The organism is Lysobacter sp. CA196 (genome assembly GCF_052078695.1).
GTDB lineage: Bacteria > Pseudomonadota > Gammaproteobacteria > Xanthomonadales > Xanthomonadaceae > Lysobacter.
In genome coordinates, this window is sequence record NZ_JBQJIN010000002.1 from 172555 (window position 1) to 198926 (window position 26372).

Sequence of the window (26372 nt, forward strand, 5' to 3'; positions counted from 1 at the left end):
ACATGTCCGTATTGATCAACAAGAACACCAAGGTCATCGTCCAGGGCTTCACCGGCTCGCAGGGCACCTTCCATGCCGAACAGATGCTCGAGTACGGCACCAAGGTCGTCGGCGGCGTGACCCCGGGCAAGGGCGGCACCCAACACCTGGGCCTGCCGGTCTTCAACACCGTGCGCGACGCAGTCAATGAAACCGGCGCCGACGCGTCGGTGATCTACGTGCCGCCGCCGTTCGCGGCCGACGCGATCCTGGAAGCCGCAGCTGCCGGCATCAAGGTCATCGTCTGCATCACCGAAGGCATTCCGGTCCTGGACATGCTGCGGGTCAAGAACACCCTCAACGGCTTCGACGACGTGGTCCTGGTCGGTCCGAACTGCCCCGGTGTCATCACCCCGGGCGAGTGCAAGATCGGCATCATGCCGGGCCACATCCACAAGCCGGGCAAGATCGGCATCGTCTCGCGTTCGGGCACCTTGACCTATGAAGCGGTCAAGCAGACCACCGACGTGGGCCTGGGCCAGTCGACCTGCATCGGCATCGGCGGCGACCCGATCAACGGCACCAACTTCATCGACGCGCTGAAGTGGTTCCAGGACGACCCGCAGACCGAAGGCATCATCATGGTCGGCGAGATCGGCGGTTCGGCCGAGGAAGAAGCGGCCGAGTTCATCAGCCAGTACGTGACCAAGCCGGTGGTCGGCTTCATCGCCGGCGCCTCGGCGCCGAAGGGCAAGCGCATGGGCCACGCCGGTGCGATCGCCTCGGGCGGTTCGGGCACGGCCGAAGGCAAGTTCGCGGCGATGGAAAAGGCCGGCGTCACCACGGTGAAGTCGCCGGGCGACCTCGGCGCGGCGATCGCCAAGCGTCTGGCCAAGTAAGCGGTCGAGTCACCGACCGGCTCGCCGGATCACGAAAAGGCCGCCTTCGGGCGGCCTTTTTCTTTGGGCTGACCGGGGGTGTGCCCTCACCCCAACCCCTCTCCCGTGAACGGGAGAGGGGCTTTAGAGCCGGGAGTTCGCGGGCAGGCGTGAACCTCCGGGATGTCCGCGCGGGCCGTGCCGACAGGCTCTGTGGCACGGAAGAGCCCTTCGGTACCGAAATGCCTACCCACAGCCGAGATCAAGCCCCTCTCCCGCTGGCGGGAGAGGGGTTGGGGTGAGGGCGCTTTTTCCTACAGAAGGCATGGAGCGCAAGTCCCAAACTGGTCGCTTCCAAAGGCAAGGAGCGCAAGGATGCGCCGAGGCCAGAAACGCGACTTCGCCCGCCGTCTGCGTCGGGCCATGACCGACGCCGAGCGCAAACTGTGGCTCTTCCTGCGCAACCGGGCGCTGATGGGCTGCAAGTTCCGGCGTCAGCATCCCATCGGTCGATATGTGGCGGATTTCGCCTGCCTGGAGCTCGGTGTCATCGTCGAAGTCGACGGTGGCCAGCACGCCGGTCCACAGGTCGATGAGGCTCGTACTTGCTGCCTTCGTGCTTACGGATACCGCGTCCTCAGATTCTGGAACAATGACGTCCTGACGCAGACCGATGCGGTGCTGGAAAGGATCCATGCCGCGTTGGTCTGCCATGCTGTCGGCCCAGGCCGGCGCCCCCTGCCGAATCTTCCTATCGTCCCCATGTCCAAGATCCTGCGCATCGCCCTGGCCCAGTTCGACTTCCCGGTCGGTGCGGTCGAAAAGAACGCCGAACGCATCGCGGCGATGATCGTCGAGGCCCGCGACCGGCACGGCGCCGAGGTGGTGCTGTTTCCCGAGCTCGCGGTCAGCGGTTATCCGCCGGAAGATCTGCTGCTGCGTCCCAGCTTTCTCGCCGATTGCGAGGCCGCACTGGAGCGGATCGCCCAGGCCGCGCGCGGCATCGTGGCCGTGGTGGGCTGGCCGCAGGCGGCCGGCGCGGTGGTCTACAACGCCGCCAGCGTACTGCGCGACGGGCGGGTCGAGGCGACCTATCGCAAGCGCGAACTGCCGAATTACGCGGTGTTCGACGAACGCCGCTACTTCGACGTCGATCCAGACGGAGAGGCCTGCGTGTTCGAGGTCAAAGGCATCGCGGTCGGCCTGGTGATCTGCGAGGACCTGTGGTTCGCCGAGCCGCTCGCCGCGACCGCGGCCGCCGGCGTAAGGCTGGTGCTGGTGCCGAACGCCTCGCCGTTCGAGCGCGACAAACACGCCCAGCGCGACGCGTTGCTGGAAGTGCGGGCCAGGGAAACCGGCGTCGCGCTGGCCTATCTCAACGTCGTCGGCGGCCAGGACGCCCTGGTCTTCGACGGCGCCTCGGTGCTGGCCGACGGCAGCGGTCATGTGCATCCGGCCGCGACCGCGTTCGAAGATCACTGGCTGGTCGCCGACTATCGCGACGAGGACCGCAGCTTCGTGCCGGTGGCGTGGCCGGCCGAGCAGGACGAGGGGCGCGATTCCCTGGCCTGGCGCGCGGTGGTGCGCGGCACCCGCGATTATTGCCGCAAGAACGGCTTCGATAAGGTCTGGTTGGGGCTGTCGGGCGGCATCGATTCCTCGCTGGTGATGGCCATCGCGGTCGATGCGCTCGGCCCGGAGAACGTCGTCGCGGTGCGCATGCCCTCGCGCTACACCGCCGATCTGTCCAACGACCTGGCCGCCGAGCAATGCGCGAGCCAGGGCGTGCGTCTGTTGGCTTTGCCGATCGAGAAGCCGTTCCAGGGCTATCTGGACACTCTGGCTGAGGTGTTCGCCGACAAGGCGGTCGACGTCACCGAGGAAAACCTGCAGTCGCGCACCCGCGGCGCGCTGCTGATGGCGATGAGCAACAAGTTCGGCGGGCTGCTGCTGACCACCGGCAACAAGAGCGAGTACGCGGTCGGTTACGCCACCATCTACGGCGACATGTGCGGCGGTTATGCGCCGATCAAGGACTTGTACAAGACCGAGGTGTTCGCGCTCGCGCGCTGGCGCAACGCGATCGCCGGCGCGCCGGTGATTCCGTGGGCGGTGATCGATCGTCCGCCCTCGGCCGAGCTGCGCGAGAACCAGAAGGACCAGGATTCGCTGCCGCCTTACGACGTGCTCGACGCGATCCTGTTGCGCCACGTCGATCAGGAGCAGTCGCGCGACGAGATCGTCGCGGTCGGTTTCGACCCGGCCACCGTCGACAAGGTGCTGCGCCTGGTGCGCATCAGCGAGTGGAAGCGGCACCAGGCCGCGCCGGGGCCGAAGGTCTCGCGGCGGGCGTTCGGCCGCGAGCGTCGTTATCCGATTACCAATGGCTACGTCGGTTGATCGGGTAGCGCTTTTGTAGGAGCGGCGTAAGCCGCGATCAACCGAAGCGATCAATACCACACGGGTCCCGGAAGTCCGGCCCTCCAGCTTGAGAAACCGCGCCTGCGTCGTTGTCGCGGCAGCGCGGTCGCGGCTTGCGCCGTTCCTACGGGGGAAACGCAGCGATCGATACCGCGCGGCCCCCCGAAGCCCGGTCCCCTGCCACGCGAACCGCGCCTGCGTCGTTGTCGCAGTGGCGCGGTCGCGGCTCACGCCGCTCCTACAGGGGGGCGGCGCCCATGAAAAACGCCGCCCGAGGGCGGCGTTTTCTTCGCTGCTGCGCTGCGAAGCGGGCGCTTACTGCTTGCGCTTTTCTTCGTCGCGGTCGCGGTTGTCGACCGCCGACTTTTCGCCCGCGAACGGGTTGAGCTTGCGCAGGTTGCTCGGGTAGTCCGGCCAGTCTTCCGACAGCGCCGGGTGGGTGGCGTCGTTCTGCTGCAGCACGCGCTTGGCGTCGGCGGCGAGGGTCGGGTTGCCCAGGCCTTCGTAGGACTTCATCAGCACCGCGACCGCGTCGTACTGGTAGCGGCTCTGCGGGTAGGTCTCGAGCAGGTACTTGGCGCGGTCGGCCGAAGCCACGTAGGCGGTGCGGCGCAGGTAGTACAGCGACACGTCGAGCTCGTGGCGGGCGAAGGTGTCGCGCAGGGCGAGCATGCGCTTGCGGGTGTCTTCGGCGTAGCGGCTGTTCGGGTAACGCTCGACCACGATCAGGAAGTCGTTATAGGCCTGCATCGGCGTCGACAGGTCGCGGCGGCTGACGTCCAGGCGCCAGACCCGCTGCAGGAACACCGTGTCGCGGCTGGAGTTCACCAACCCGCGCAGGTAGTACAGATAGGCGATGTTGCGGTGGGTCGGGTAGGTACGGATGAAGCGGTCGATGCTGCTGATCGCGTCGTCGTGCTTGCCCGACTTGTACTGGGCGTAGGCCGTCTCGATCAGGGCCTGCTCGGTGTAGGGGCCGTAGGGGTACTGCGCGACCAGGCGCTTGAAGCTCGCCTCGCCGGAGGCCCAGTTGCCGTTGACCATCGAGCCGTGGGCCTTCTTGTAGATGGCCTCGACCGGCTGGCCTTCGTCCGCGTCTTTGTCCTTTTTGAACATCTTGCCGACGCGGCTGCAGCCGGAGGCAGCGAAAACCACGATCAGCAGCAGGCAAAACAGGCGAACAAGTCCGCGGGAAGGGGCAAAACGTACAGTCATGGCAGGCATCGACGGGCGCCGGAGGCACGAAGCGCCGATAATAGCAGTCCGCGGGTCGTGCCCCTTAACCGATCCCGTCTCCCCGCCGCCGTATAGACCCTTCCGATGACCGAGCCCCGCCAGACCCTCACCGCCACCGTGCCCGACAGCGCCGCCGGGCGCCGCTTCGATGCGGTTCTGGCCGAACTGTTCCCCGATTACTCGCGCTCGCGCCTGGCCACCTGGATCAAGTCCGGCGACGCGCGCCTGAACGGCCGCGAGGTGCGCCCGCGCGACCCGGTCCAGGGCGGGGAGTCGGTCGAGCTGACCGTCGTCCTCGACATCCAGACCCGCGCCGAGGCCGAGGACATCGCCCTGGACGTGCTGTACGAGGACGCCGACGTGATCGTGATCGACAAGCCGGCCGGGCTGGTCGTCCACCCGGGCGCCGGCAACCACGCCGGCACCCTGGTCAATGCCTTGCTGCACCGCGATCCCGGCCTGGCGACCCTGCCCCGGGCCGGCATCGTCCACCGCCTCGACAAGGACACCTCCGGGGTCATGGTCGTGGCCCGCACCCTGCCGGCGCATACCTCGTTGGTCGAGCAGCTGTCGGCGCGCGAAGTGCACCGCCAGTACCTCGCGGTCGTGGTCGGTGCGCTGGTCTCCGGCGGCACCGCCAACGCGCCGATCGACCGTCACCCGCGCGATCGCCTGCGCATGGCGGTGCGCGAGGACGGCCGCGACGCGGTCACCCACTACCGCCTGCGCGAGCGCTTCCGCGCCCACACCTTGCTCGAATGCCGCCTGGAAACCGGGCGCACCCACCAGATCCGCGTGCACATGGCGCATCTGAAGCACCCGATCGTCGGCGACCCGCTGTACGGCGGCGCGCTCAAGTTACCCAAGGGCGCCACCGACGGTCTGGTCGAGGCCCTGCGCGGCTTCAAGCGCCAGGCCCTGCATGCCGAGACCCTGGAGTTCGTGCATCCGGTCAGCGGCGAGCCGATCCGCTGCACCGCGCCGGTGCCGGCCGATCTGCGCCACCTGGTCGCCGAGCTGAGCGCCGACACCCGCGCCGCCGCCGAGGCCGGCCGGTGAGCGAGACCGTCGCCACGCCGTGGATCGATGCGCAGTGGCCGATGGCCGCGTCCGTGCACGGGTTCACCACGCTGCGCGGGGGGCTCGGCGTCTCCCAGGCGCCGTTCGACCGCTTCAATCTCGGCACCCGCTACGGCAGCGACCGCGACGATCCGGCCGCGGTGACGCGCAATCGCGAGCTGTTGATCGAGCGCGCCGGCCTGCCGTCGCCGCCGCGTTGGCTGCACCAGGTGCACGGCATCGAGGTGGTGCGTTTCGACGGCCGCGGTGACGCCGGCGAGGAGCCGGTCGGCGATGCCTCGGTGACCTCCAGCCCCGGCACCGTGCTCGCGATCCTCACCGCCGATTGCCTGCCGGTGCTGTTCGCCGCCGAGGACGGCAGCGAAGTCGGTGCCGCCCATGCGGGCTGGCGCGGCCTCGCCGCCGGCGTGCTCGAAGCGACGGTCGCGGCGATGCGCACCACGCCCGGCCGCTTGCGCGCCTGGCTGGGCCCGGCCGCGGGACCGCAGCACTACGAAATCGGCGCCGAAGTGCGCGATGCCTTCGTCGCTGCCGATGCCGAAGCGGCCTCGGCCTTCGTCGCCACGCGCCCGCAGCATTGGCGCGTCGATCTGTATGCGCTGGCGCGGATGCGTCTGGCGCAGGCCGGCCTGGCGGCCGATCATATCCACGGCGGCGGGTTGTGCACGATTTCCGAACCCGAGCGCTTCTACTCCCATCGTCGCGACCGCCGCACCGGCCGCATGGCGACCCTCATCTGGATGCAATGATGACTCTCTTGGCCCAACGGACGGTCCTGTCCCTGTCTTTATCCCTCAGCGCACTGTTCTGCGCCGATGCCGCGGCGGCGGATTGCCAGTCGCGCGTCTACGACCTGCTGCGGGCCGCCTATCCCGGCAGCAGCGGCGAAACCGGCGACGAGGGCGAACTGCTGCGCACCGCCGGCTCGCCCGCGCGCTGGATCAACCTCGACGAGGTGGCCTGCAAGGTCTGGCCGGCCTCGCCCGACAAGACTTTGCTGGCGCTGCGGCTGCGTCACCAGGCCGCCACCGGCATGGACAGCGACACCGCCGACCTGGAAGTGCTGGTCGCCGATTCGGCGCGCCCGCGCATCCTGCAGCGTTACCGCGAGGACGATGCGCTGCAGTCCGACGCGGTGCGGATCAGCTCGGTGACCCTGGACACCGCGCGCTACCGTCTCAACGAAAGCACCACCGCCTTCGGCGTGCGCATCGGCTACACCGGCTCCTCGCGCGCCAACCCTTACGGCAGCACCGTGATGAACCTGTACGTGGCAGAGGGCGCCAGGCTGCGGCCGGTACTGAGCAAGCTCGAAGTGTCGAAAGAGCGCGGCGAGTGGGACACCAACTGCGCCGGCGAATTCGAGAACGTGCAGCGCACCGTGGCGATCGACGCCAAGCGCGACCGCGGCTATGCCGGCCTGCGCATCAACAGCGTCGAGGAAAGCACCCGCAACGAGCTCGACGACAAGGACTGCAACGAAGTGCCCGGCCCGACCAAGAAGAGCAGCGTGCGCCTGGCCTATGACGGCCGCGAGTACGCGGTGCCGGACGATCTGCGCGGGCTGTAATGCGAAATCGGGCAGTAAAACAAGTGCCGACATCGGACGAGGCGCGGCTGGGCGCGCGCGAAGGGCTGTATCCGCGCGCGCTCGGCGTGCGTTTCGTGTTCCTGCCGCGGACCTTGCGGCTGTTGCACGGCCGCGGCGGGCGCCGGATCTATCGCGGCGAGGCCCAGGTCGAACGCGGCCGCGGGCTGTGCTCGCGGTTGTTCGCGCGCATCGCCCGTCTGCCCAAGGCGCATGCCGGGCCGATCGAGGTCGAGATCGACGCCAACGCGCGCGGCGAGACCTGGACCCGGCGCTTCGGCAAGTCGGCGATGCGCTCGCGGCTGGTCGAACGCGATGGCCTGGTGTTCGAACGCCTGGGGCCGATGCGGTTCGCGTTCGCGCTGGACCTGGCCGGCGAGCTGCCCGACGCGGCGGCGTCGGGCGTGATGTCGCTCGGCACTGCGCAGGTGACGGTGTCGTCGGCGGTGATGCCTGCCCAGCTTGCCGACGAGCCGGCGGGGGTGACGCATGACGAAACCGCGCCGGATGCGGACGAGCCCGGCCTGTCCTGGCGGCTGGTGCGGGTGCGTGCGCTCGGCCTGCCCCTGCCGTCGGGCTGGTTCGCCGGCGTGCGCGCGCGTGAGTTCGAGCGCGACGGGCGCTATCACTTCGACGTCGCCGCGCAGTTGCCGATGGTGGGCTTGCTGGTGCGCTATCGCGGTTGGCTGGACGTCGAGGACTGAGCGCGTGCGGCGGGCGGCCGTGCCGCCTTTTGGACCGCTGCGTTTCCTCAGCCCGGGCCCCAAGGGGCCTGTGGCGTTCTATGCTCTGGACGGACCGGGTCTGTCGGCGAAATCCGCGGCTTTTCGGGAGGGGCGTCGCGTTTACGGTTCGTGGTCGCGGCTTGTGACCGCAGGAAATCCCTGTGGGACGCCGCTCCTACTCTTAAAGCGCATCGTCCCGACGGGATGGATTTCCCGTCATTGCCTTCATTGCAATCCACCCGCACACGGAGCGCGGGTTCCACCGGGCAGGGATGCGTCGACCTTTCGCGTTTCGAGCACCGACATGACGCCATCGAGTTTCCGCGTTCTTCCCGCCGCCCTCTCCAGCGCCAGTCGCGCGGGGTGCATCCGATGAGCGCCGCCGTACCGCGCCGCTGGTTTGTCGCCGGCGATCTCAACGGTTTTTTTGGCCTCGTCGTCGACAACCTGTCGATCCTCGGTTTCATTTCTGCCGCCCTGATCGGCATCTTCGGTTTCCCGGCCGACGTGATCTACACGCGCATGTTCCCGGGCACCGCATTCGGCGTGCTGGTCGGCAACCTGATCTACACCTTCATGGCGCGGCGTCTCGCGGCCAAGAGCGGCCGCGACGACGTCACCGCGATGCCGCTGGGCCTGGACGCGCCGACCAGCATCGGCATGGCCTTGCTGGTGCTCGGCCCGGCCTTCGTCGGTTTCAAGCAGCAGGGTATGGACGAGCAGGCCGCGGCCATCGCCACCTGGCAACTCGGCATGGCCTCGCTGGTGGTGATGGGCGTGCTGAAGTTCGTGCTGTCGTTCGCCGGCGACACCGTCACCCGCCTGATCCCGCGCGCCGGCCTGCTGGGTTCGATCGCCGGCGTCGCCCTGGTGTTGATGGGCTTCCTACCGCTTATCGAAACCCTGCGCTCGCCGATGGTGGGTTTCATCACCTTGGGGTTGCTGTTGTATGTGTTGATCGCGAAGGGCCGACTGCCGGTGAAGTTGCCGGGGGTGTTTCTGGCGTTCGTGTTTGGCACGGCGCTGTATTACGGCTTCGGGGCGGTGGGGTTGGGAGCGCCTGGCTTCGCGTGGCCCGAGCCTTCGCCGCTGCGTTTCGTGCTGCCATGGCCGAGCCTGGGCTTCATCGACGGCCTGGCCTATACGAAACCTTATTTGCCGCTGTTGTTGCCGTTCGGCCTGCTGATGGTGGTGGGCGGCATCAACGTCAGCGAAAGCGCGCGCGCCGCCGGCGACGACTACCGCACTCGCGACATTCTGCTGGCCGAGGCTTTCTCGACCCTGATCGCCGGTTTCTGCGGCGGCGTCGCCCAGACCACGCCCTACATCGGCCAGCCTGCCTACAAGCACATGGGCGCGCGCAGCGGCTACACCTTGTTGACCGGCTTGTTCATCGGCCTCGGCGGCATCCTCGGCATCGTCTCCGGACTGGTGCAGTGGCTGCCGCTGGCGGTGCTCGCACCGATCATCGTCTACGTCGCCCTCGACATCACCACTCAGGCCTTCCAGGCCACGCCGAGCAAGCATGCGACCGCGATGGTGTTCGGCTTCCTGCCGTCGGTGGCCTATATGTTGGCGATCAAGACCGGCAACCCGGGCTGGATCGCGCCGGATCACCACGCCCAGCTCATGAACGCGCTCGACGGCCACGGCCTGCCCGAGCTCGCGGTGATCGTGACCCTCGGCAACGGCTTCATCATGACCTCGATGATCTGGACCTCGGCGGTCGCGGCGATGGTCGACGGCCGCCTGCGTCGCGCCTCGGTATTCCTGCTGGCCGGCGCGGCACTGAGCCTGTTCGGCATCATCCACTCGGTCGACCCGCGCGGCGGCATCTACCTGCCGTGGGCCTTGGAGGGGCTGCAACGCACGATCGCCCTGCAATTCATCGGCGCTTACGTCGGCCTGGCGATTTTGCTGGGCTTGCTGTCTTTGCAGCGCAATGCCGTGCCGGCCGAGCCGCAGGCTTGAGAGCGGCCGGGTTTGCCCGCAAATCCTTTATTCCCCTTTGAACCGGCCCACGCCATGTCCCTGCAGAACGAACTCGACGCCGTCCCCGGCGTGACCGCGCGCCCGGAAGCCGCCACCCGCGACTTCGTCTTCAACCACACCATGCTGCGGGTGAAAGACCCGCGCCAGTCGCTGGACTTCTACACCCGCGTGCTCGGCTTCACCCTGGTGCGCAAGCGCGACTTCGCCGAAGCCAGGTTCAGCCTGTACTTCCTGGTGCTGGTGGCCGACCCGGCGCAGATCCCGGCCGAGGAGCCCGCCCGCGGCGAATGGTTGCTGAGCCAGCGCGGCGTGCTCGAACTGACCCATAACCACGGCACCGAAGACGACGCGGATTTCGCCTACCACGACGGCAACAGCGACCCGCGCGGCTTCGGCCACATCTGCGTGTCGGTGCCCGACATCGAAGCTGCCTGCGCGCGCTTCGAGCAACTCGGCGTTGCGTTCCAGAAACGTTTGACCGACGGCCGTATGAAGAACATCGCCTTCATCAAGGACCCGGACGGGTATTGGGTGGAGATCCTGCAGCCTACGTCGCGGATTTGATCCGTCGCTGTAGGTTGCTGCGGTCTGTTCGTCGTTTCTTCGCGAATTTCCGACATCCCCTCTGACTGCGTAAGCAGCTCCCCCTTTGTGAGGGCGGGGAGTTTTCTGTCGCGCTCAGTCGCAAGCGCAAGCAAGAGCAAATCCCCCGCGCTATAGAGACGGCCAGGCTTCCGACCAGCGCTGAGCGCTCGCCCCCTTCTTCAAAGGGGCACCGGATTACGCAGGTTGCCCGGCGCAGTTCCCGACCTTACCGCACCGCAGTCCCCCCTTTGAAAAAGGGGGCAGGGGGGATTTGCTCCTGCCGTTGGCCCCCCGAAGCCCCGCGCAAGCTTGAAAGAGCGCCCCCAGCCCGCATTAACAGGTCATTCGCGGCCGCGGCGCGACACTCGCGCCCCGGGCCGCCATACCTTCGGAGAGACCACTCATGCGGATGGACAAGCTTACTTCGCGCTTCCAGCAGGCGTTGTCGGACGCGCAATCGCTCGCGGTCGGGCGCGACCACAGCGTCATCGAGCCGGCGCATCTGCTGACCGCGCTGCTCGAGCAGAGCGGCGGCAGCACGCGTCCGCTGCTGGCCCAGGCCGGCGTCAACGTGCCGCTGTTGCGCGAACGCCTCGGCGAGGCGCTGGAGAAACTGCCCAAGGTGTCGGGCCAGGCCGGGCAAGTCTCGGTCGGCAACGACCTGGCGCGCCTGCTTAACGTCACCGACAAGCTGGCGCAGCAGCGCAACGATGCCTTCATCGCCAGCGAATTGTTCCTGCTCGCCGCACTCGACGACGGCGGCGAAGTCGGCCGCGCGCTGAAGGCGGCCGGAGCCACCAAGGCCAAGCTCGAACCGGCCATCGACAAACTGCGCGGGGGCGAAAGCGTGCAATCGGAAAACGCCGAAGAACAGCGGCAGGCGCTGGAAAAATACTGCATCGACCTGACCGCGCGCGCCGAGTCCGGCAAGCTCGATCCGGTGGTCGGCCGCGACGAAGAAATCCGCCGCACCATCCAGGTGCTGCAACGTCGCACCAAGAACAACCCGGTGCTGATCGGCGAACCCGGCGTCGGCAAGACCGCGATCGTCGAAGGCCTGGCCCAGCGCATCATCAACAACGAAGTGCCCGAAGGCCTGCGCGGCAAGCGGGTGCTGTCGCTCGACATGGGCGCGCTGATTGCCGGCGCCAAGTTCCGCGGCGAGTTCGAAGAGCGCCTCAAGGCCGTGCTCAACGACCTGGCCAAGAACGAAGGCCAGGTGATCTTGTTCATCGACGAGTTGCACACCATGGTCGGTGCCGGCAAGGCCGAGGGCGCGATGGACGCCGGCAACATGCTCAAGCCCGCGCTCGCGCGCGGCGAACTGCACTGCATCGGCGCGACCACGCTCGACGAGTACCGCAAGTACGTCGAGAAGGACGCCGCGCTCGAACGCCGCTTCCAGAAAGTGTTCGTCGGCGAGCCGACGGTCGAGGACACCATCGCGATCCTGCGCGGCCTCAAGGAGCGCTACGCCGTGCATCACGGCGTCGAGATCACCGACCCGGCGATCGTCGCCGCGGCGACCCTGTCGCATCGCTACATCGCCGACCGTCAGCTGCCCGACAAGGCGATCGACCTGATGGACGAGGCGGCCTCGCGCATCCGCATGGAGATCGACTCCAAGCCCGAGGAGCTCGACCGCAAGGAACGCCGCCTGATCCAGCTCAAGATCCAGCGCGAGGCGCTGAAGAAAGAGAAGGACGCCGAATCCAAGCAGCGCCTGGCCGATCTCGAAGCCGAGATCGCCACGCTCGAACGCGAGTTCAACGACCTCGAGGAAATCTGGAAGGCCGAGAAAGCGACCTTGCAGGGCGCGACCAAGATCAAGGAGCAGATCGAGCAGGCCAAGCTCGACCTCGAAGCGGCACAGCGCACCCAGGACTATGCGCGGATGAGCGAGATCCAGTACGGCAAGCTGCCGGAACTGGAGAAGCAGCTCAAGGCCGCGCAGGAAGCCGAGACCCAGGGCTTCAAGCTGCTGCAGGACAAGGTCACCGCCGAAGAGATCGCCGAGGTCGTGGCGCGCTGGACCGGTATTCCGGTGGCGAAGATGCTCGAAGGCGAGCGCGACAAGCTGCTGAAGATGGAGCAGGCGCTGCATGCGCGCGTGGTCGGCCAGGACGAAGCGGTGCGAGTGGTGTCCGACGCGGTACGGCGCTCGCGCGCCGGCCTGTCCGACCCGAACCGTCCGAGCGGCTCGTTCCTGTTCCTCGGCCCGACCGGCGTGGGCAAGACCGAGCTGTGCAAGGCGCTGGCCGAGTTCCTGTTCGACTCCGCCGACGCGATGATCCGCATCGACATGAGCGAGTTCATGGAGAAGCACGCGGTCAGCCGCCTGGTCGGTGCGCCTCCGGGCTATGTCGGCTACGAAGAGGGCGGCTATCTGACCGAGGCCGTGCGTCGCCGTCCCTACAGCGTGATCCTGCTCGACGAAGTCGAGAAGGCGCATCCGGACGTGTTCAACATCCTGTTGCAGGTGCTCGACGACGGCCGCCTGACCGATGGCCAGGGCCGCACCGTCGATTTCCGCAACACGGTGATCGTGATGACCTCGAACCTGGGCTCGCAGATGATCCAGGAACTGAATTCCGACGATACGCCGGAGAGCTACACGCAGATGAAGGCCGCGGTGATGGGCGTGGTGCAGGCGCACTTCCGTCCCGAGTTCATCAATCGCCTCGACGACATCGTCGTATTCCACCCGCTCGACAAGAGCCAGATCCGCGAGATCGCCAAGATCCAGCTGCACGGCCTGGAAAAGCGCCTCGCCGAACGCGGGCTCAAGCTGGCGCTGTCGGATGCGGGCCTGGCCCTGATCGGCAACGTCGGTTTCGACCCGGTATACGGTGCGCGTCCGCTCAAGCGCGCGGTGCAGCAGCAGTTGGAGAATCCGCTCGCGCAGAAGATCCTCAGCGGCGAGTTCGTCAGCGGCGACACGATTCGGGTCGATGCCGAGGGTGGGCATTTGGTGTTCGGGAAGGGGTGATCGGCGCAACGGATGCGGCATGACCAGCAAAGGCCCGCGATTCGCGGGCCTTTGTTTTTCGCTGTGACCTTGTCTATTCGTGGTCGCGGCTTGCGCCGTTCCTACCCAAAAGCGGTGGCGGATCCGCCATCCGTTTTGCCTTTGCTGTGAAGAGCTTGGCGCAGCGGCGAGCTTGCGAGAACATGTGGAGACCCGGAGGGCGCCGCACAGGACGTGCGGCGTTTTCCGATAAGACAGGGACGTCTTATCGGAAAATCCCGGCGCAAGCTGGGTGCTCGCAGGGGAGCTTCGTCAAGGAAAGCCCTTTTCTTTGGTTACCTTTCTTTTGGGCTTAGCAAAAGAAAGTAACCCGGCCGCGCTAGCGGACGGAAGCTCTGCTCTTGCTTATGGTTTTCATACAAACAAGATCAAACGCTAGAGCTTCCGCCACTAAAGCGGCGGGTTACTTTCTTTTGTCTAAAGCAACAAAAGAAAGGTAACCAAAGAAAAATGCTTCTCTTTGAGTCAAGGGCCCGCACGATCAGTGCATCCGCGGGGATTTTTCATACGGGACATCCTGTCCCGATGAAAAACGGCGCGCATCCCTGCGCGCCGCCCTCCGGGTCTTCGATTGCCTTCGCTAGTGCGAGACGGCGCACGGCAACAGCAAAATCTCTACGGCAACGGCAACGGCAACGGCAACGGCAATGCCGCGATGCCGCACGGCTTTCTCAGCAGCGAGCGGTCTGGGGCGCTGTGCTAACGCGCGCAACGTTGACCGCCATTCAATTCGCCGCCACCGGCGCCGCCTTGCGCGGCACGATCCCCAACGCCCTCTCTATCTGCGCCGGGTCATAACGTTTGCCGCCTTTGAATACGGCGTCGACTTTGCGGATGTCGTTCATGTCCTGGATCGGGTCGCCGTCGATCAGCACGAGGTCGGCGAGTTTGCCCGGGGCGATCACGCCGCGATCCTTGTCGACGCCGAGGACTTGCGCCGGGGTCAGCGTGGCCAGGCGCAGCACCTCGGCGTTGGGGATGCCGGCGCGGGCGTACAGGATCAGCTCGGCGTGCAGCATGTAGCCGGCCAGGGCGTCGGTGCCGGGCAGAATGGTCACGCCGGCGTCGTTCAGCGCCTTGAGCACGCGCAGCATGGTCGGGAAGGATTGTTGGTAGGCGTGTTCTTCGCCCTTGGGCACTTTCAGCGAACCCCAGCTCAGGTTGCGCTGGGCCTGCGGCGGCAATCGCGATGCGACGGTCTTCAGCCCGGGCGGGATCTTGCTCTGCGGGTCGCCGGCGAACAGGTCTTCGGCGATGCCCATGGTCGGGTCGAGCACGGTATGGGTGCGTTTGAGGAAGGCGATGAAATCGCGCACTTCGGCGCGCTCCGGCGGAAATTCGGCCGCATGCGCCGCCGGTTCGGTCAGGCGCGCCATGGTGCGGGTTTCCTGCACGCGCGGATAAAGGAAATTGAGTTCGACGAACAGGATGTGCTGCAGCTCGTCGGCGCCGGCCTCGATGAACTGGCGCGCCGACATGAAGGCCGGCACGTGGCCGCTGTAGCGCAGGCCGCGGGCGTGGGCGTGGTCGGCAATCACCGGCACCAGCTCGGGTTTCAGCGAGGAATAGCTCTTGATCTGCATATAGCCATGGTCGGCGTACCAGTCGACCGCCTTGATCGCTTCCTCGGGCGTGGCGACCAGCATCTTGGTCGGACCAGCGTAAGGGCCGGGACCGTCGATGAAACCCGCGGCGAGCACGCGCGGGCCGATCTCGGTGCCGGCCTCGAAGCGCTTGACCTTGTCGAGGAAGGCGTCGGTGTTGTTGGCGACGTCGCGGCTGCTGGTGACGCCGTTGGCGATGTCCATCGCGCCGTCGGCGTCGCCGTAGTGCTTGTGCACGTCCCACAGGCCGGGCATCAGGAAACGGCCGCCGGCGTCGAGGATCTCCGCGTTCGCCGGTGGCTTGAGCGCCGCGTCCGCGGCGACGCGGACGATGCGATCGCCTTCGACCAATACGCTGGTGTTCGGCGTTATCGACAGGTCGCGCGGGTCGTACAGCCGCGCGTTGCGGATCAGCAACGGGCCTTTCGGCGTGTGGGTCAGTTCGCGCGCCAGCTTCAGCGACCACTCGGCGCCGGCGCGTTCCTGGAATTCGATCAGCTTGCCCAGCGAATCCTTGTACTCGGGGGAAAGGATCGAGACCCAGCCCGAGGCCATGATCAGCGCGGCGGTATTGCCTTCGGCATCGAGCCAGACCGAACCGGGCGTGTAGTCGAGCCCGGATACGCGATACAGCGACAAGGTCGCCGGCCCCTTGGCCGTGGGCACTTCCAGCGTGCCGGCGGCGTCGAGCCGCGCTTCGCCGGCCGGCAAAAGCGCGAGCTTACGCTGGGGCGCTTTCAGCAAGGCGCGCACCAGCACGCCCTGGATTTCCGGGGTGGCGTTGAGCGGCAGGAAGAAGGCCGGCGCGGTCAGGGTTTTCTCGCCTTGCTCGCTGTCGTTCTTCCAGCGCGCCTTGCCGTCGCGCACGCTGAAGCTCTCGTCGACCGGTACCTTCAGGTAGTTGTGGCCGCTGCCCTTGTACTCGACCGGAATGCCGGCGGCGTCGAGCGTCCATTCGGTCTTGAGGTGATCGCCGCGGCCGCGGTCGCTGTACTGGTATTCGACGCGGGTGCTGCCGTCGCCCGCGGTCTCGACGACCTGTTGGCCGGCGGGCTTGCCTTGCAGCAGCATGATCTGTTCGCGCTTGGCGGGCGCGGCGACGGCATTCGAAATCGCCAGGGACAGCAACAGCGCAACGGTCGAGCGCATGACGGGCACCTCGGGCATTTGCGGCGGGGCCGCTGGGCCGGGCCGTTGGCGGGCGCCCGTAGCGGCAAGGCCCTCTTTATAGCCGATCCGTCGATCGGCGGTTGTACTGCGATCGACAAAAAAACGACGGCCGGGATGATCCGGGCCGTGGTGGTGCGTGCCGCATCTTCCACTCTTGTAGGAGCGACGTCCCACAGGATTTCCCTCGGTCATAAGTCGCGACCGCGGGACGCAGAGGTGCCAAGGCCGCCGTCTTTCATCGAAGCGGCGCGCTTTCGCCAGGGTAGGAACGGCGCAAGCCGCGACCAAGGAATGCGCAGAAGCGCCAAGGCCGACGTCGTTTATCGAAGCGGCGTGCGCTCGCCGGGTAGGAGCGACGCAAATCGCGACCGCGGGACGCGTAGAGGTAACGAGGCCATCGTCATTCGCCGAAGCGGCGCGTTATCGCCAGGGCAGGAGCGACACAAGTCGCGACCGCGCCGTTTCCGGTGCTGCATTTCTTGCCGCAAAGCGCTGAAGCAACATCAACATCTAAAGCTTCCGTCCGCTGACGCGGCCGGGTTACTTTCTTTTGCTGGCCCAAAAGAAAGCTAACCAAAGAAAAGGCCTTCCTTGACGAAGCTCCCCTGCGAGGTCGCAGCTGGCGCCGGGATTTTCCGATAAGACATCCATGTCTTATCGGAAAACGGCGCACGTCCTGTGCGCCGCCCTCCGGCTCTACGGCTGACCAGTAAATCAGCAGAGCAAATCAAAATCACCCACGGCGCTTACCACTTATAGCCGACCTTGATGTAGCCGAAGGCGCCGTTGAAGCCGAACGGGGAGGCGGTGTTGTAGGGCAGGTAGTTGCGGGTGCCGCGCACCAGCTTGGACTCGTCGGGGTAGGCATCGAGCACGTTGTCGCCCCCGACGGTGAAGTCCCAGTTGTCGAGGCGGTAGGTCGCGGCCAGGTCGAGGGTCCATTCGTCGCCGAAGGTCTGGTCCTGGCGCGGGTCGGTCGCGTGCAACTCGGTGAACTCGCCGTAGCGGGTGGTGGTGGCGGTGAAGTTCCAGTTGCCGGTCTTCCAGTCGCCGGCGAGGAAGAACTTGTCGCGCGGCGCGCCCTGGGTGATGCGGCCGATTTCGGTGCGGCCGATGCGCACCGCGGCCGGGTCGATTGCCGCCAGGCGCGGCGGGTTCGGGGCGATCTTGTCGATCTCGGTCTTCGAATAGTTGTAGCCGGCGGTGAGGTTGAACTTGCCCGAGCCGACGTCCCAGCCGTAGGTGGCGATGATGTCCACGCCCTTGGTGTCGGTGTCGACGGCGTTGGTGAAGTAACGGCCGCCGCCGATGCCGGGATAGCCGTTGGCGTTGAGGTAGTTGCGCACCGCGGTGCTGGTCAGGTTTTCCGACAGCAGGATGCGGTCCTTCACCTGGATGTTGTAGGCATCGATGGTGATGTAGAGCTGGTCGGCCGGCTGCAGTACCAGGCCCAGGCTGTAGTTGGTCGATTCTTCCGCCTTCAGCGCTTCCGAACCCAGGGCGATGGCGGCCGGGTTGTCGACGCGGAAGGTGCCGATTTCATACGGGATGCCGCTGATGAAGTTGGTGGCGATCGACTGGAAGAACTGCTGCTGCAGCGACGGCGCGCGGAAGCCGGTCGAGGCGGTGGCGCGCAGCGCGACCTTGTCGGTGAAGGCGTAGCGGCCGGACAGCTTGCCCGAGGTGGTTTCGCCGAAATCGCTGTAGGTCTCGTAACGCGCGGCGGCGCCGAGCGAGAACTTGTCGGTCAGGTCGGCTTCGGCGTCGATATAGACCGAATAGCTGTGGCGGTCGAAGTCGCCGGCGTCGCTGGCGCGGAAGCCGGAAAACACCTGCGCGCCCGGGATGATCTGGCCGTTCGGCGCAGCCACGCCGCCATTGGCGTAGGACAGCGGCTCGCCGGCGCGTTCGGAGAATTCCTCGCCGCGCCATTCCGCGCCCCAGGCGAGGGTCACCGGGTACTGCCAGCCGAAGTCGATCGACTTGGTGAAGTCCAGGTTGAGCACGTGCTGGGTGACTTCCAGCGCGCCGGCGTAGAACTGCGTCGGCGAGGTCGGGCCCAGGCTGCGGTTGAGGGTGTTCTCGATGTCGAAGGTCAGGCCGTTGTGGCCGTAGTTGTAGCTCAGGTCGATCTGGGTGCCGCCGGCGGTTTCGCTGCGCAGGCCGAACACCGCGGCGCGGTCCTTGCTGACGTTGTGGATCTGCGGCAGGAAGCCGTTCGGGTAGATCGCCGGGATGTTGCGCGGGTCGCCGGCGAAGCGGAAATAGCCGTTCGACAGCACGTCGCGTTCGCTGTAGCTGCCGAACGAATAGAAGCTCAGGTAGTCGGTCGGGTTGTATTCGCCGTTGTAGGCGAACGCGCCCTGGTCGATCTCGGGATCGCCGTAGCGCTGCTCGACGCGGCCCTGGAACGGACGCGCGCGGTTGGTCTGGTCCTGGTGCCCGCCCTGCGCGGCCAGGTGCAGCCAGCCGTTTTCGCCGAGCTTGATACCGGTGTCGCCGGACAACTGGTACTGCTTGCCGTCGCCGGCGCTGTACTGGCCGTAGCGCGCGGCGATGCTGCCGCCGGTGCCGCTGCCCTTGAGCACGACGTTGATGACGCCGGCAATGGCGTCGGAGCCGTACTGGGCCGAGGCGCCGTCGCGCAGCACTTCGACGCGTTCGATCGCGGCGATCGGAATGGCGTTGAGGTCGACCGGCGAGGAGCCGCGGCCCTGGCTGCCGTTGAGGTTGATCAGGGCGGTGGTGTGGCGGCGCTTGCCGTTGACCAGCACCAGCACCTGGTCGGGGGCCAGGCCGCGCAGCTGCGCCGGGCGCACCGCGTCGGTGCCGTCGGTGATGGCCGGGCGCGGGAAGTTGAGCGAGGGCAGGGCGCGCGACAGCGCGGTGGCCAGCTCGACCGTGCCGGTGGCTTCCAGGGTTTCCGGGGTAATGATGTCGATCGGCGCGGTGGACTCGGCGACGGTGCGGTCGCTGACGCGGGTGCCGGTGACGATGACCTGGTCCAGGGTCTTGGGATCGCTTTGCGGCGCGTCTTGCGCGTGGACCGGCGCGGCGAGCGCTACCAGGAGGCCGAGGGCCAGAGGGTGACGTGAACCGGCGAAGGTGCGGCGGACGGGCATGACGACTCCTTGGTGGTGATGACAGCGATGTCATTTTGATTTAACACGAACGTAACAACCGGTCAATCAAGCGGCCAAATCTTGCCTAACGCAAGTAGTAGAAAAGTGGTAGTGGCACACTCTTTGCGGAACCCGGGGGTGGATCGGTGCCCGCTGTGCTGGGCCGGAAGGTTCGAATCCCCTCAAGTCGCCATCCGCTTTCCAGCCGTCATCCCCGCCTGCGCGAGGATGACTGGGGGGATCACGTCCCCGTGAGAGGCGCCTGGCCGCGATCCAGCACTTCAAAGCGCGCTTGCGCGAAAATCCGGTGGCATCCCCACGGCGCACCACTGCTAAGATGCACGCGCTCAAGGTGATCGCCGACACATAATCGGCGATTGAAACGGGAATCCGGTCCCCGCTCTGGCGTTCGCCAGGTCGGTCAATCCGGAGCTGCCCCCGCAACGGTAAGCGAGTACACGCACCGCACGAAGCCACTGTGTTCCGACACGGGAAGGCGCGGTACGGGAGACCCGGTCCGATCTCGGACCGACTCCGCTCGCAAGCCCGGAGACCGGCCCGGAGCGCGAACCGACAGGCGGAGGGCCGTGTCTCGGGGCATCGGCGCGCGCGCCGTCTCCGTTCCGCCGTCTCCCTGTCACGACCTGATCTAGACCGCGCGGGTGAGGCGCGGCCATGGAGAGCCGACTGTGACGTTCCGTTTTTCCGAATCCCTGCGCCTTGCGCGCCTTCCTGCGCGCTGCGCTTTCGTGCTCGCCGGCTCCGCATTCGCCGCCTCGGCGCTGGCCGCGCCCGCGGTCGATCTCGACCAGGTCGTGGTCACCGCGAGCCGCACCGCCCAGACCCAGGACGCCACGCTTGCGGCGGTGACGGTGATCGATCGAGCGCAGATCGAGCGCCTGCAGCCGTCGTCGCTGCCGGAGCTGTTGCGCGGCACGCCGGGCGCTTCGCTGGCCAACAACGGCGGCCCGGGCAAGGCGACCTCGCTATTCCTGCGCGGCAGCGAGTCCGACCATGTGCTGGTGCTGATCGACGGGGTCAAGATCGGTTCGGCGACCAGTGGCGGCGCCTCGCTGCAGGACATTCCGGTCGAACAGATCGAACGGGTCGAGATCGTGCGCGGCCCGTTCTCCAGCCTGTACGGCTCCGAGGCCATCGGCGGCGTCATCCAGATCTTCACCCGGCGCCCGCAGGGCGCGTTCGTGCCGAGCTTCAGCGCTTCGATCGGCAGCTATGCCACCCATCGCGGTACTGCCGGCGTGGCCGGCAAGAGCGAGCGCGGCTGGTATTCGATCAACGCCGCCCACGAAGACACCGACGGCATCAACGCCTGCCGCGGCAAGCCTTCGCCGGGCGGCGCCGGCTGTTTCACCAACTCGCCGGACCGCGACGGTTATCGCAGCGATTCGCTGACCTTGCAGGGCGGTTACCGCTTCAACGAGCAGTGGGACGCCGAAGCGCGTCTGTTCCGCGCCGAAAACCACAATCAGTACGACGGCAGCCAGAACAACGAGGCCGACGGCGTGCAGCAGGTCGCCGGCGCCAAGCTGCGCTACCGGCCCAGCGATCGCGTCAGCCTCAGCGCCAGCGCCGGCCGCAGCGAAGACCTCAGCGACACCTACAAGAACGGCAAGTACTCCAGCACCTTCGAAACCCGCCGCCAGCTCGGCTCGGTGCAGGGCGACATCGGCCTCGGCAGCGGCCTGCTCACCCTCGGTTTCGACTGGCAGCGCGACCGCATCGACAGCAACACCCGCTATGCCCGCGACGCTCGCATCCTGCGCGGCGCCTTCGGCCAGTGGCAGCAGAGTTTCGGCGCGCATGCGTTGCAGGCCAGCCTGCGCCGCGACGACGACAGCCAGTTCGGCGGCGAGACCACCGGCAGCCTGTTGTGGGGCTGGAACCTCAGCGAGGCGCTGCGTCTGACCGCGAGCTACGGCACCGCGTTCAAGGCGCCGACCTTCAACGAGCTGTACTACCCAGGCTACGGCAATGCCGCGCTGGCGCCGGAAACCTCGCGTAGCGTCGAGATCGGTCTGCGCGGCACCCACGGCGAGCGCCGCCAGCACGTGTGGTCGCTCAACGCCTACGAGAGCGACATCGACGACCTGATCGCGTTCGATGCATCGATCGGCCTGCCCGGCAACGTCGACCGTGCGCGCATCCGCGGCCTGGAAGCGGTGTTCGACACGCGCCTGGCCGACTGGGACTTGCGCGCCAGCGCGACCTGGCTGGACCCGCGCAACGACAGCCGCAGCGCCAGCCGCGACAAGCTGCTGCCGCGGCGCGCGCGGCAGAGCGCGCGCATCGACGCCGACCGCCGTTTCGCGGTCGCCAACGGTGCCTGGTCGTTCGGCGCCAGCGTCTACGCCGCGGGCGATCGCTATGATGACCTGGCCAATACGCGTCGCCTCGCCGGCTATGCGCTCACCGATCTGCGCCTGGGCTATGTGTTCAATGAAGCCTGGAGCGTGCAGCTGGCGGCGAACAACGTGTTCGATCGCCGTTACGAAACCGCCGCGTTCTACAACCAGCCCGGCCGCAACTATCTGTTGACCTTGCGTTACCGGCCTTCCCGCTGACGGATCAGCACCTCGGCCCGCGCCCGCGGGCTTTGCCGGCAACCACCGTGTTGCCGGCGCCTATCGAGAGTCGCCGATGAAAAACTTGCCCGGTCCCATTCAATTAAGCCTGTCGTGTCTGTTGTTGATGGTGATGATCGCCACGCGCTTTCATCACTTCGGCGATCTGCTGCATCTGCCCGACGCCTCGATGGCGGTGTTCTTCCTCGGCGGTCTGTATCTGCGCCGGCACCTGGGCTTCGTCGGTTTCCTGCTCGCCGCGGTCGGCATCGACTACTTCGCGATCACCGGGCGCGGCCTGGATTTCTTCGCGCATTACTGTGTAACGCCGTCGTATGCGTTCCTGCTGCTGGCCTATGCCGTGCTCTGGTACGCCGGGCGCTGGTATGCGCCGCGCATGCCGGCCGGCTGGCGCGGCTTCGCGCGGGTCTTCGGCGTGGCCTTGGTCGCCGCCAGCCTGTCGTTTTTGATTTCCAACGGCGCCTTCTACTGGTTCGGCGGCCGTTACGCGGAGCCGAACGTCGCCGAATACCTGAGCCGAGTCTGGCGCTGGGGCCCGCTGTTCGTACGCACCACCTTGAGTTACATCGCGGTCGCGCTGGTCGCGCATGCGGCGATCGCCCGCATTGCGCGCCCGCCGGCCTCGCAGCCGACCACGAACCGTTGATAGCCGTCCCTTCGCGTTCCGGAGCTTGAGCATGTCGAACCCTCTTCCCGTCGCCTCCGCCGCGGCGTTGCCGTTGGAATCGCGGCAGGCGCTGATCGCGACCGGCGCGTCGCTGGCGCTGCTGATGATCTGCACCCGCGGCCAACACTTCGCCAGCGTCGACGCCTTGCCCAGCGCGTCGTGGGCGGTGTTTTTCCTGGTCGGCGCCTTGCTGCGCCCGGTCTGGGCGTTCCCGGCGTTCTTCGTGCTGTCCTCGGCGCTCGACCTGGGCAGCCTGGCGCTCGGCCGCATCACCGACTGGTGCTTGTCGCCGGCCTATTGGGCGCTGGCCCTGGCCTACGGCGCCCTGTGGTTGGGCGGACGCGTCTATGCGCGCGTGCATCGCGACCACTGGGCCACGGTGCCGCGGCTGGTGTTGGTGGTGCTGGCGACCTCGGTGGTGGCGTATCTGATTTCCAAGGGCGGGTTCTATTTTCTGTCCGGCCGCTACCCGGATGCGAGCCTGGCCGGTTTCATCGACCGCATTCCGCAGTACTACCCGCGCGCACTCGGCACCTTGGCCGGTTACGTCGGCCTGGCCTTCGTGGTCTACACCGTTGCGCGCAGCCTGCTGCTGCGCCAGCGCAGCGGAGCGACGGCATGAGCACGGATAACACCAATGGTCCGGCCGACCGCGCCGGTTTCGCCGCGAGCACGGAAGAACGCCATCGCGAACGCATGCAGCGCAAGAAGGAACTGATCGACCGCAAGATCGCCCAGGCGACGATCGAGCGCGGCGTGCTGGTGGTCAACACCGGCAACGGCAAGGGCAAGAGTTCTTCGGGCTTCGGCATGCTCGCGCGTTCGCTCGGGCACGGTTTCAGGTGCGGGGTGGTGCAGTTCATCAAGGGCAGTTTCTCGACCGGCGAAGAGGCCTTCTTCCGGCGTTTCGAGGAACTGGACTATCACGTGATGGGCGAGGGCTTCACCTGGGAGACCCAGGACAAGGAGCGCGACATCCGCGCCGCGCAGTCGGCCTGGGCGATCGCGGCGAAAATGATGGCCGACCCCGGCTACGACTTCGTCCTGCTCGACGAGTTGAACATAGCGTTGGCGCATCGCTACGTCGCGCTCGACGACGTGCTCGCCGCGGTCGCGGCCCGCCCGGAACGGCAGCACGTGGTCATCACCGGCCGCGGCGCCCCCGATGCCCTGATCGAAGCGGCCGACACCGTCACCGAGATGCGCGTGATCAAGCATGCCTTCAAGGCGGGGATCAAGGCGCAGAAGGGGATTGAACTTTAGAGCGGGACTCGGGACTCGGGACTGGGGACTGGGGACTGGGGACTCGTAAGCGGGATTCGTAGGCACTGACGGGACGAGCGATATGGCTTCTGGCAACGAAAAATCAGACGTGTCCTTGGGCACGCCCGCGACTGCGGCCACCGCCGCGGCTTCGACCGAGTCCCGAGTCCCCAGTCCCGAGTCCCGAGCCAGTCCCGAGTCCCGAGCTTGTCCCGCCTTGCTCGTCTCCGCTCCCGCCTCGGGCCAGGGCAAGACCAGCGTCACCGCGGCGATCGCGCGCTGGCATGCGCGGCAGGGGCGGCAGGTGCGGGTGTTCAAGACCGGGCCGGATTTCCTCGACCCGATGGTGCTCGAGCGTGCCAGTGGGCAACCTGTCTACCAGCTCGACCTGTGGATGTGCGGCGAGCAGGACGTGCGTGCGCGCCTGCACGCGGCCGCGGGCGAGGCCGATCTGATCCTGATCGAAGGCGTGATGGGGCTGTTCGACGGTTCGCCGTCGAGCGCCGACCTCGCGCAACGGCTCGGCATTCCGGTGCTCGCGGTGATCGACGGCTCGGCGATGGCGCAGACCTTCGGCGCCCTGGCGACCGGGCTCGCGCGTTATCGCGACGGCCTGCAGGTGTACGGCGTCGCCGCCAACCGCATCGGCAGCGCCTATCACGCGCAGTTGTTGCGCGAGAGCCTGCCGGCCGACCTGCGCTGGCTCGGCGCCTTGCCGCGCGATCCCGGCCTGGCCTTGCCGGAACGTCACCTCGGCCTGGTCGCGGCGGGCGAACTCGGCGATCTGGACGCGCGGCTCGATGCGCTCGCCGATGCCTGGGGCCAACACGCCGATGCGAGCTTGCCGCCGCCGGTCGCGTTCGAGCCGGTCGCAGCGGAGTCGGTGCCGGCGCAACTGCGAGGCGCGCGCATCGCCATCGCCCGCGACGCCGCGTTCTGTTTCCTGTATCCGGCGAATCTGGATCTGCTGCGCGCTGCGGGTGCGGAGCTGAAGTTCTTCTCGCCCTTGGCCGGCGAAAGCCTGCCCGATTGCGACGCGGTGTGGCTGCCCGGCGGCTATCCGGAACTGCACCTGCAGGCCCTGGCCGATAACGGCGCGTTGCGCGAAGCCCTGCACGCGCACTGTGACGCCGGCAAACCGCTGCTGGCCGAGTGCGGTGGCCTGCTGTATGCGCTCGATTCATTGACCGACCGCGACGGCGAGTGCGCCGCCATGGCCGGCCTGCTGCCCGGGCATGCGGTCATGCAGACGCGCATGGCCGCGCTCGGCCTGCAATCGGTCGAACTGCCCGAGGGCGGCTTGCGCGGGCACACCTTCCATTACGCCCGCGCCGAGATCGAGACCGCGGCGATCGCCGAATCGGTCAACCCGAACGGCGGGCCGAGCCGCGAAGCGGTGTATCGCGACCGCCGCATGAGCGCGAGCTTCGTCCATTTCTACTTCCCCTCGAACCCGGCCGCAGCGCTCAAGCTTCTGCAGCCATGAACCCGCCGACGCTCGCCATCGCGATGCTGAGCGGCGTGGCGCTGGATCGTCTGCTCGGCGAACCGCGGCGCGCGCATCCGCTGGTCGCGTTCGGGCGCATGGCACGGGCGATCGAAACTCGCTTGCACGGCGACCGTCGCGGGCGCGGGGTGCTGGCCTGGGCCGTGGCGGTGCTGCCGGCGAGCCTGCTCGCGGCTTGGCTGCAGTTCGAACTGCAGGCGCGTTCGCCGTGGCTGGCTGGCGCCTATGCCGCCGGCGTGCTGTATCTCACCCTTGGTCTGCGCAGCCTCGACGAACACGCCGCGCCGGTCGCGCGCGCTTTGCGCGACGGCGACCTGGACGCGGCCCGTGCGGCGGTCGGCCGCATCGTCAGCCGCGACACCGCCGCGCTCGATGCCGAGCGCGTCGCTGCCGCGGCCACCGAATCGGTGCTGGAGAACGGCAACGACGCGGTGTTCGGTGCGCTGTTCTGGTTCGCCGTGCTCGGGCCGGGCGGGGCGGTGCTGTATCGGCTGGCCAACACGCTCGATGCGATGTGGGGTTACCGCACGCCGCGCTATGAACGCTTCGGCTGGGCCGCGGCGCGTATCGACGACGTACTGAACTGGGTGCCGGCACGCTTGACCGCCGCGACTTATGCCGTGTTCGGCGACACCGCCACCGCGCTGCGTTGCTGGCGCCGGCAGGCGCCGCTGTGGGACAGCCCGAATGCGGGCCCGGTGATGGCGGCGGGGGCGGGCGCGTTGCGCGTGCGTCTCGGCGGCGCCGCGCCGTACCACGGCGTGTGGGAGCCGCGGCCGGCGCTCGGCGAAGGGCAGGCGCCGGACGCGCGCGGCATCGTGCGAGCGCAAGCTTTGGTCGGGCGCGGCGTCATGCTGTGGTTGCTGACGATGGCGGTATTCGCGGTGGCGCATACCGTGGTTCGCGCGCATGCAGCGACCGCAC

17 protein-coding genes, 2 pseudogenes and 1 riboswitch are annotated in these 26372 nt (G+C 67.3%); of the genes and pseudogenes, 16 read left to right on the forward strand and 3 right to left on the reverse strand.

Going from position 1 to position 26372, the window contains the following annotated elements; translation table 11 throughout:
* Positions 1-2 precede the first annotated feature (2 nt).
* The 3 genes and pseudogenes from sucD to ACTOWK_RS03475 all read left to right on the forward strand — a co-directional run bounded on the left by sucD (position 3) and on the right by ACTOWK_RS03475 (position 3257).
* Entirely contained in the window at positions 3-878 is an 876-nt protein-coding gene (gene sucD / locus ACTOWK_RS03465) for a succinate--CoA ligase subunit alpha (RefSeq protein WP_441328798.1), read from the forward strand.
* A 354-nt stretch (positions 879-1232) separates the two neighbouring features.
* Positions 1233-1550, forward strand: a pseudogene (locus ACTOWK_RS03470) (endonuclease domain-containing protein); the annotation flags it as partial.
* Positions 1551-1619: 69 nt separating this feature from the next.
* A complete protein-coding gene (locus ACTOWK_RS03475) occupies positions 1620-3257 on the forward strand; it encodes an NAD+ synthase (RefSeq protein ID WP_441328921.1) in 1638 nt (545 codons plus the stop codon).
* Positions 3258-3593: 336 nt separating this feature from the next.
* Here the strand turns inward: ACTOWK_RS03475 and ACTOWK_RS03480 are convergent, their stop codons facing one another.
* On the reverse strand, positions 3594-4493 hold the full coding sequence (locus ACTOWK_RS03480) for an outer membrane protein assembly factor BamD (protein ID WP_441328799.1): 900 nt from the start codon (positions 4491-4493) through the stop codon (positions 3594-3596).
* A 105-nt stretch (positions 4494-4598) separates the two neighbouring features.
* Here ACTOWK_RS03480 and rluD point away from each other — a divergent pair, with 105 nt between their 5' ends.
* The 7 genes from rluD (at position 4599) to clpB (ending at position 13473) form a co-directional block, all read left to right on the forward strand.
* Positions 4599-5573 carry a 23S rRNA pseudouridine(1911/1915/1917) synthase RluD gene (gene rluD, locus ACTOWK_RS03485; RefSeq protein WP_441328800.1) on the forward strand — a complete coding sequence of 325 codons (975 nt, stop codon included), beginning with the start codon at positions 4599-4601 and terminating at the stop codon, positions 5571-5573.
* 41 nt (positions 5574-5614) lie between these two features.
* On the forward strand, positions 5615-6343 hold the full coding sequence (pgeF, locus tag ACTOWK_RS03490; protein ID WP_441328922.1) for a peptidoglycan editing factor PgeF: 729 nt from the start codon (positions 5615-5617) through the stop codon (positions 6341-6343).
* On the forward strand, positions 6343-7164 hold the full coding sequence (locus ACTOWK_RS03495; protein WP_441328801.1) for a hypothetical protein: 822 nt from the start codon (positions 6343-6345) through the stop codon (positions 7162-7164). The genes pgeF and ACTOWK_RS03495 overlap by 1 nt, the downstream gene beginning before the upstream one ends.
* A gap of 23 nt (positions 7165-7187) precedes the next feature.
* Positions 7188-7886, forward strand: coding sequence for a DUF4166 domain-containing protein (locus tag ACTOWK_RS03500; protein WP_441328802.1), 699 nt, complete (start codon positions 7188-7190; stop codon positions 7884-7886).
* Positions 7887-8279: 393 nt separating this feature from the next.
* Positions 8280-9878: a hypothetical protein gene (locus ACTOWK_RS03505; RefSeq protein WP_441328803.1), complete on the forward strand. Its 1599-nt coding sequence runs from the start codon at positions 8280-8282 to the stop codon at positions 9876-9878.
* Positions 9879-9932: 54 nt separating this feature from the next.
* Positions 9933-10463, forward strand: coding sequence for a lactoylglutathione lyase (gene gloA / locus ACTOWK_RS03510; RefSeq protein WP_441328804.1), 531 nt, complete (start codon positions 9933-9935; stop codon positions 10461-10463).
* 424 nt (positions 10464-10887) lie between these two features.
* Entirely contained in the window at positions 10888-13473 is a 2586-nt protein-coding gene (gene clpB, locus ACTOWK_RS03515) for an ATP-dependent chaperone ClpB (protein ID WP_441328805.1), read from the forward strand.
* A 764-nt stretch (positions 13474-14237) separates the two neighbouring features.
* Here the strand turns inward: clpB and ACTOWK_RS03520 are convergent.
* Positions 14238-16265, reverse strand: a complete 2028-nt coding sequence (locus ACTOWK_RS03520) for an amidohydrolase family protein (RefSeq protein ID WP_441328806.1) — start codon at positions 16263-16265, stop codon at positions 14238-14240.
* A 767-nt stretch (positions 16266-17032) separates the two neighbouring features.
* Positions 17033-19408 carry a TonB-dependent receptor plug domain-containing protein gene (locus ACTOWK_RS03525; RefSeq protein WP_441328807.1) on the reverse strand — a complete coding sequence of 792 codons (2376 nt, stop codon included), beginning with the start codon at positions 19406-19408 and terminating at the stop codon, positions 17033-17035.
* A gap of 333 nt (positions 19409-19741) precedes the next feature.
* A riboswitch (cobalamin riboswitch) is annotated at positions 19742-19984 on the forward strand.
* 137 nt (positions 19985-20121) lie between these two features.
* Between ACTOWK_RS03525 and btuB the strand changes: the two genes are divergently transcribed.
* From btuB to cbiB, 6 genes and pseudogenes are all read left to right on the forward strand, one after another.
* The gene (gene btuB / locus ACTOWK_RS03530; RefSeq protein WP_441328923.1) at positions 20122-21990 is read left to right on the forward strand and encodes a TonB-dependent vitamin B12 receptor; all 1869 of its coding nucleotides are present in this window, start codon (positions 20122-20124) and stop codon (positions 21988-21990) included.
* A gap of 76 nt (positions 21991-22066) precedes the next feature.
* Positions 22067-22657: a hypothetical protein gene (locus ACTOWK_RS03535; protein ID WP_441328808.1), complete on the forward strand. Its 591-nt coding sequence runs from the start codon at positions 22067-22069 to the stop codon at positions 22655-22657.
* Positions 22658-22688: 31 nt separating this feature from the next.
* Positions 22689-23300: a hypothetical protein gene (locus ACTOWK_RS03540; protein WP_441328809.1), complete on the forward strand. Its 612-nt coding sequence runs from the start codon at positions 22689-22691 to the stop codon at positions 23298-23300.
* A complete protein-coding gene (gene cobO / locus ACTOWK_RS03545; RefSeq protein ID WP_441328810.1) occupies positions 23297-23941 on the forward strand; it encodes a cob(I)yrinic acid a,c-diamide adenosyltransferase in 645 nt (214 codons plus the stop codon). The genes ACTOWK_RS03540 and cobO overlap by 4 nt, the downstream gene beginning before the upstream one ends.
* Before the next feature lie 217 nt (positions 23942-24158).
* A complete protein-coding gene (locus ACTOWK_RS03550; protein ID WP_441328811.1) occupies positions 24159-25427 on the forward strand; it encodes a cobyrinate a,c-diamide synthase in 1269 nt (422 codons plus the stop codon).
* Positions 25424-26326: pseudogene (gene cbiB / locus ACTOWK_RS03555) on the forward strand (adenosylcobinamide-phosphate synthase CbiB); the annotation flags it as partial. The gene ACTOWK_RS03550 and the pseudogene cbiB, both read left to right, overlap by 4 nt.
* Positions 26327-26372: the final 46 nt, after the last annotated feature.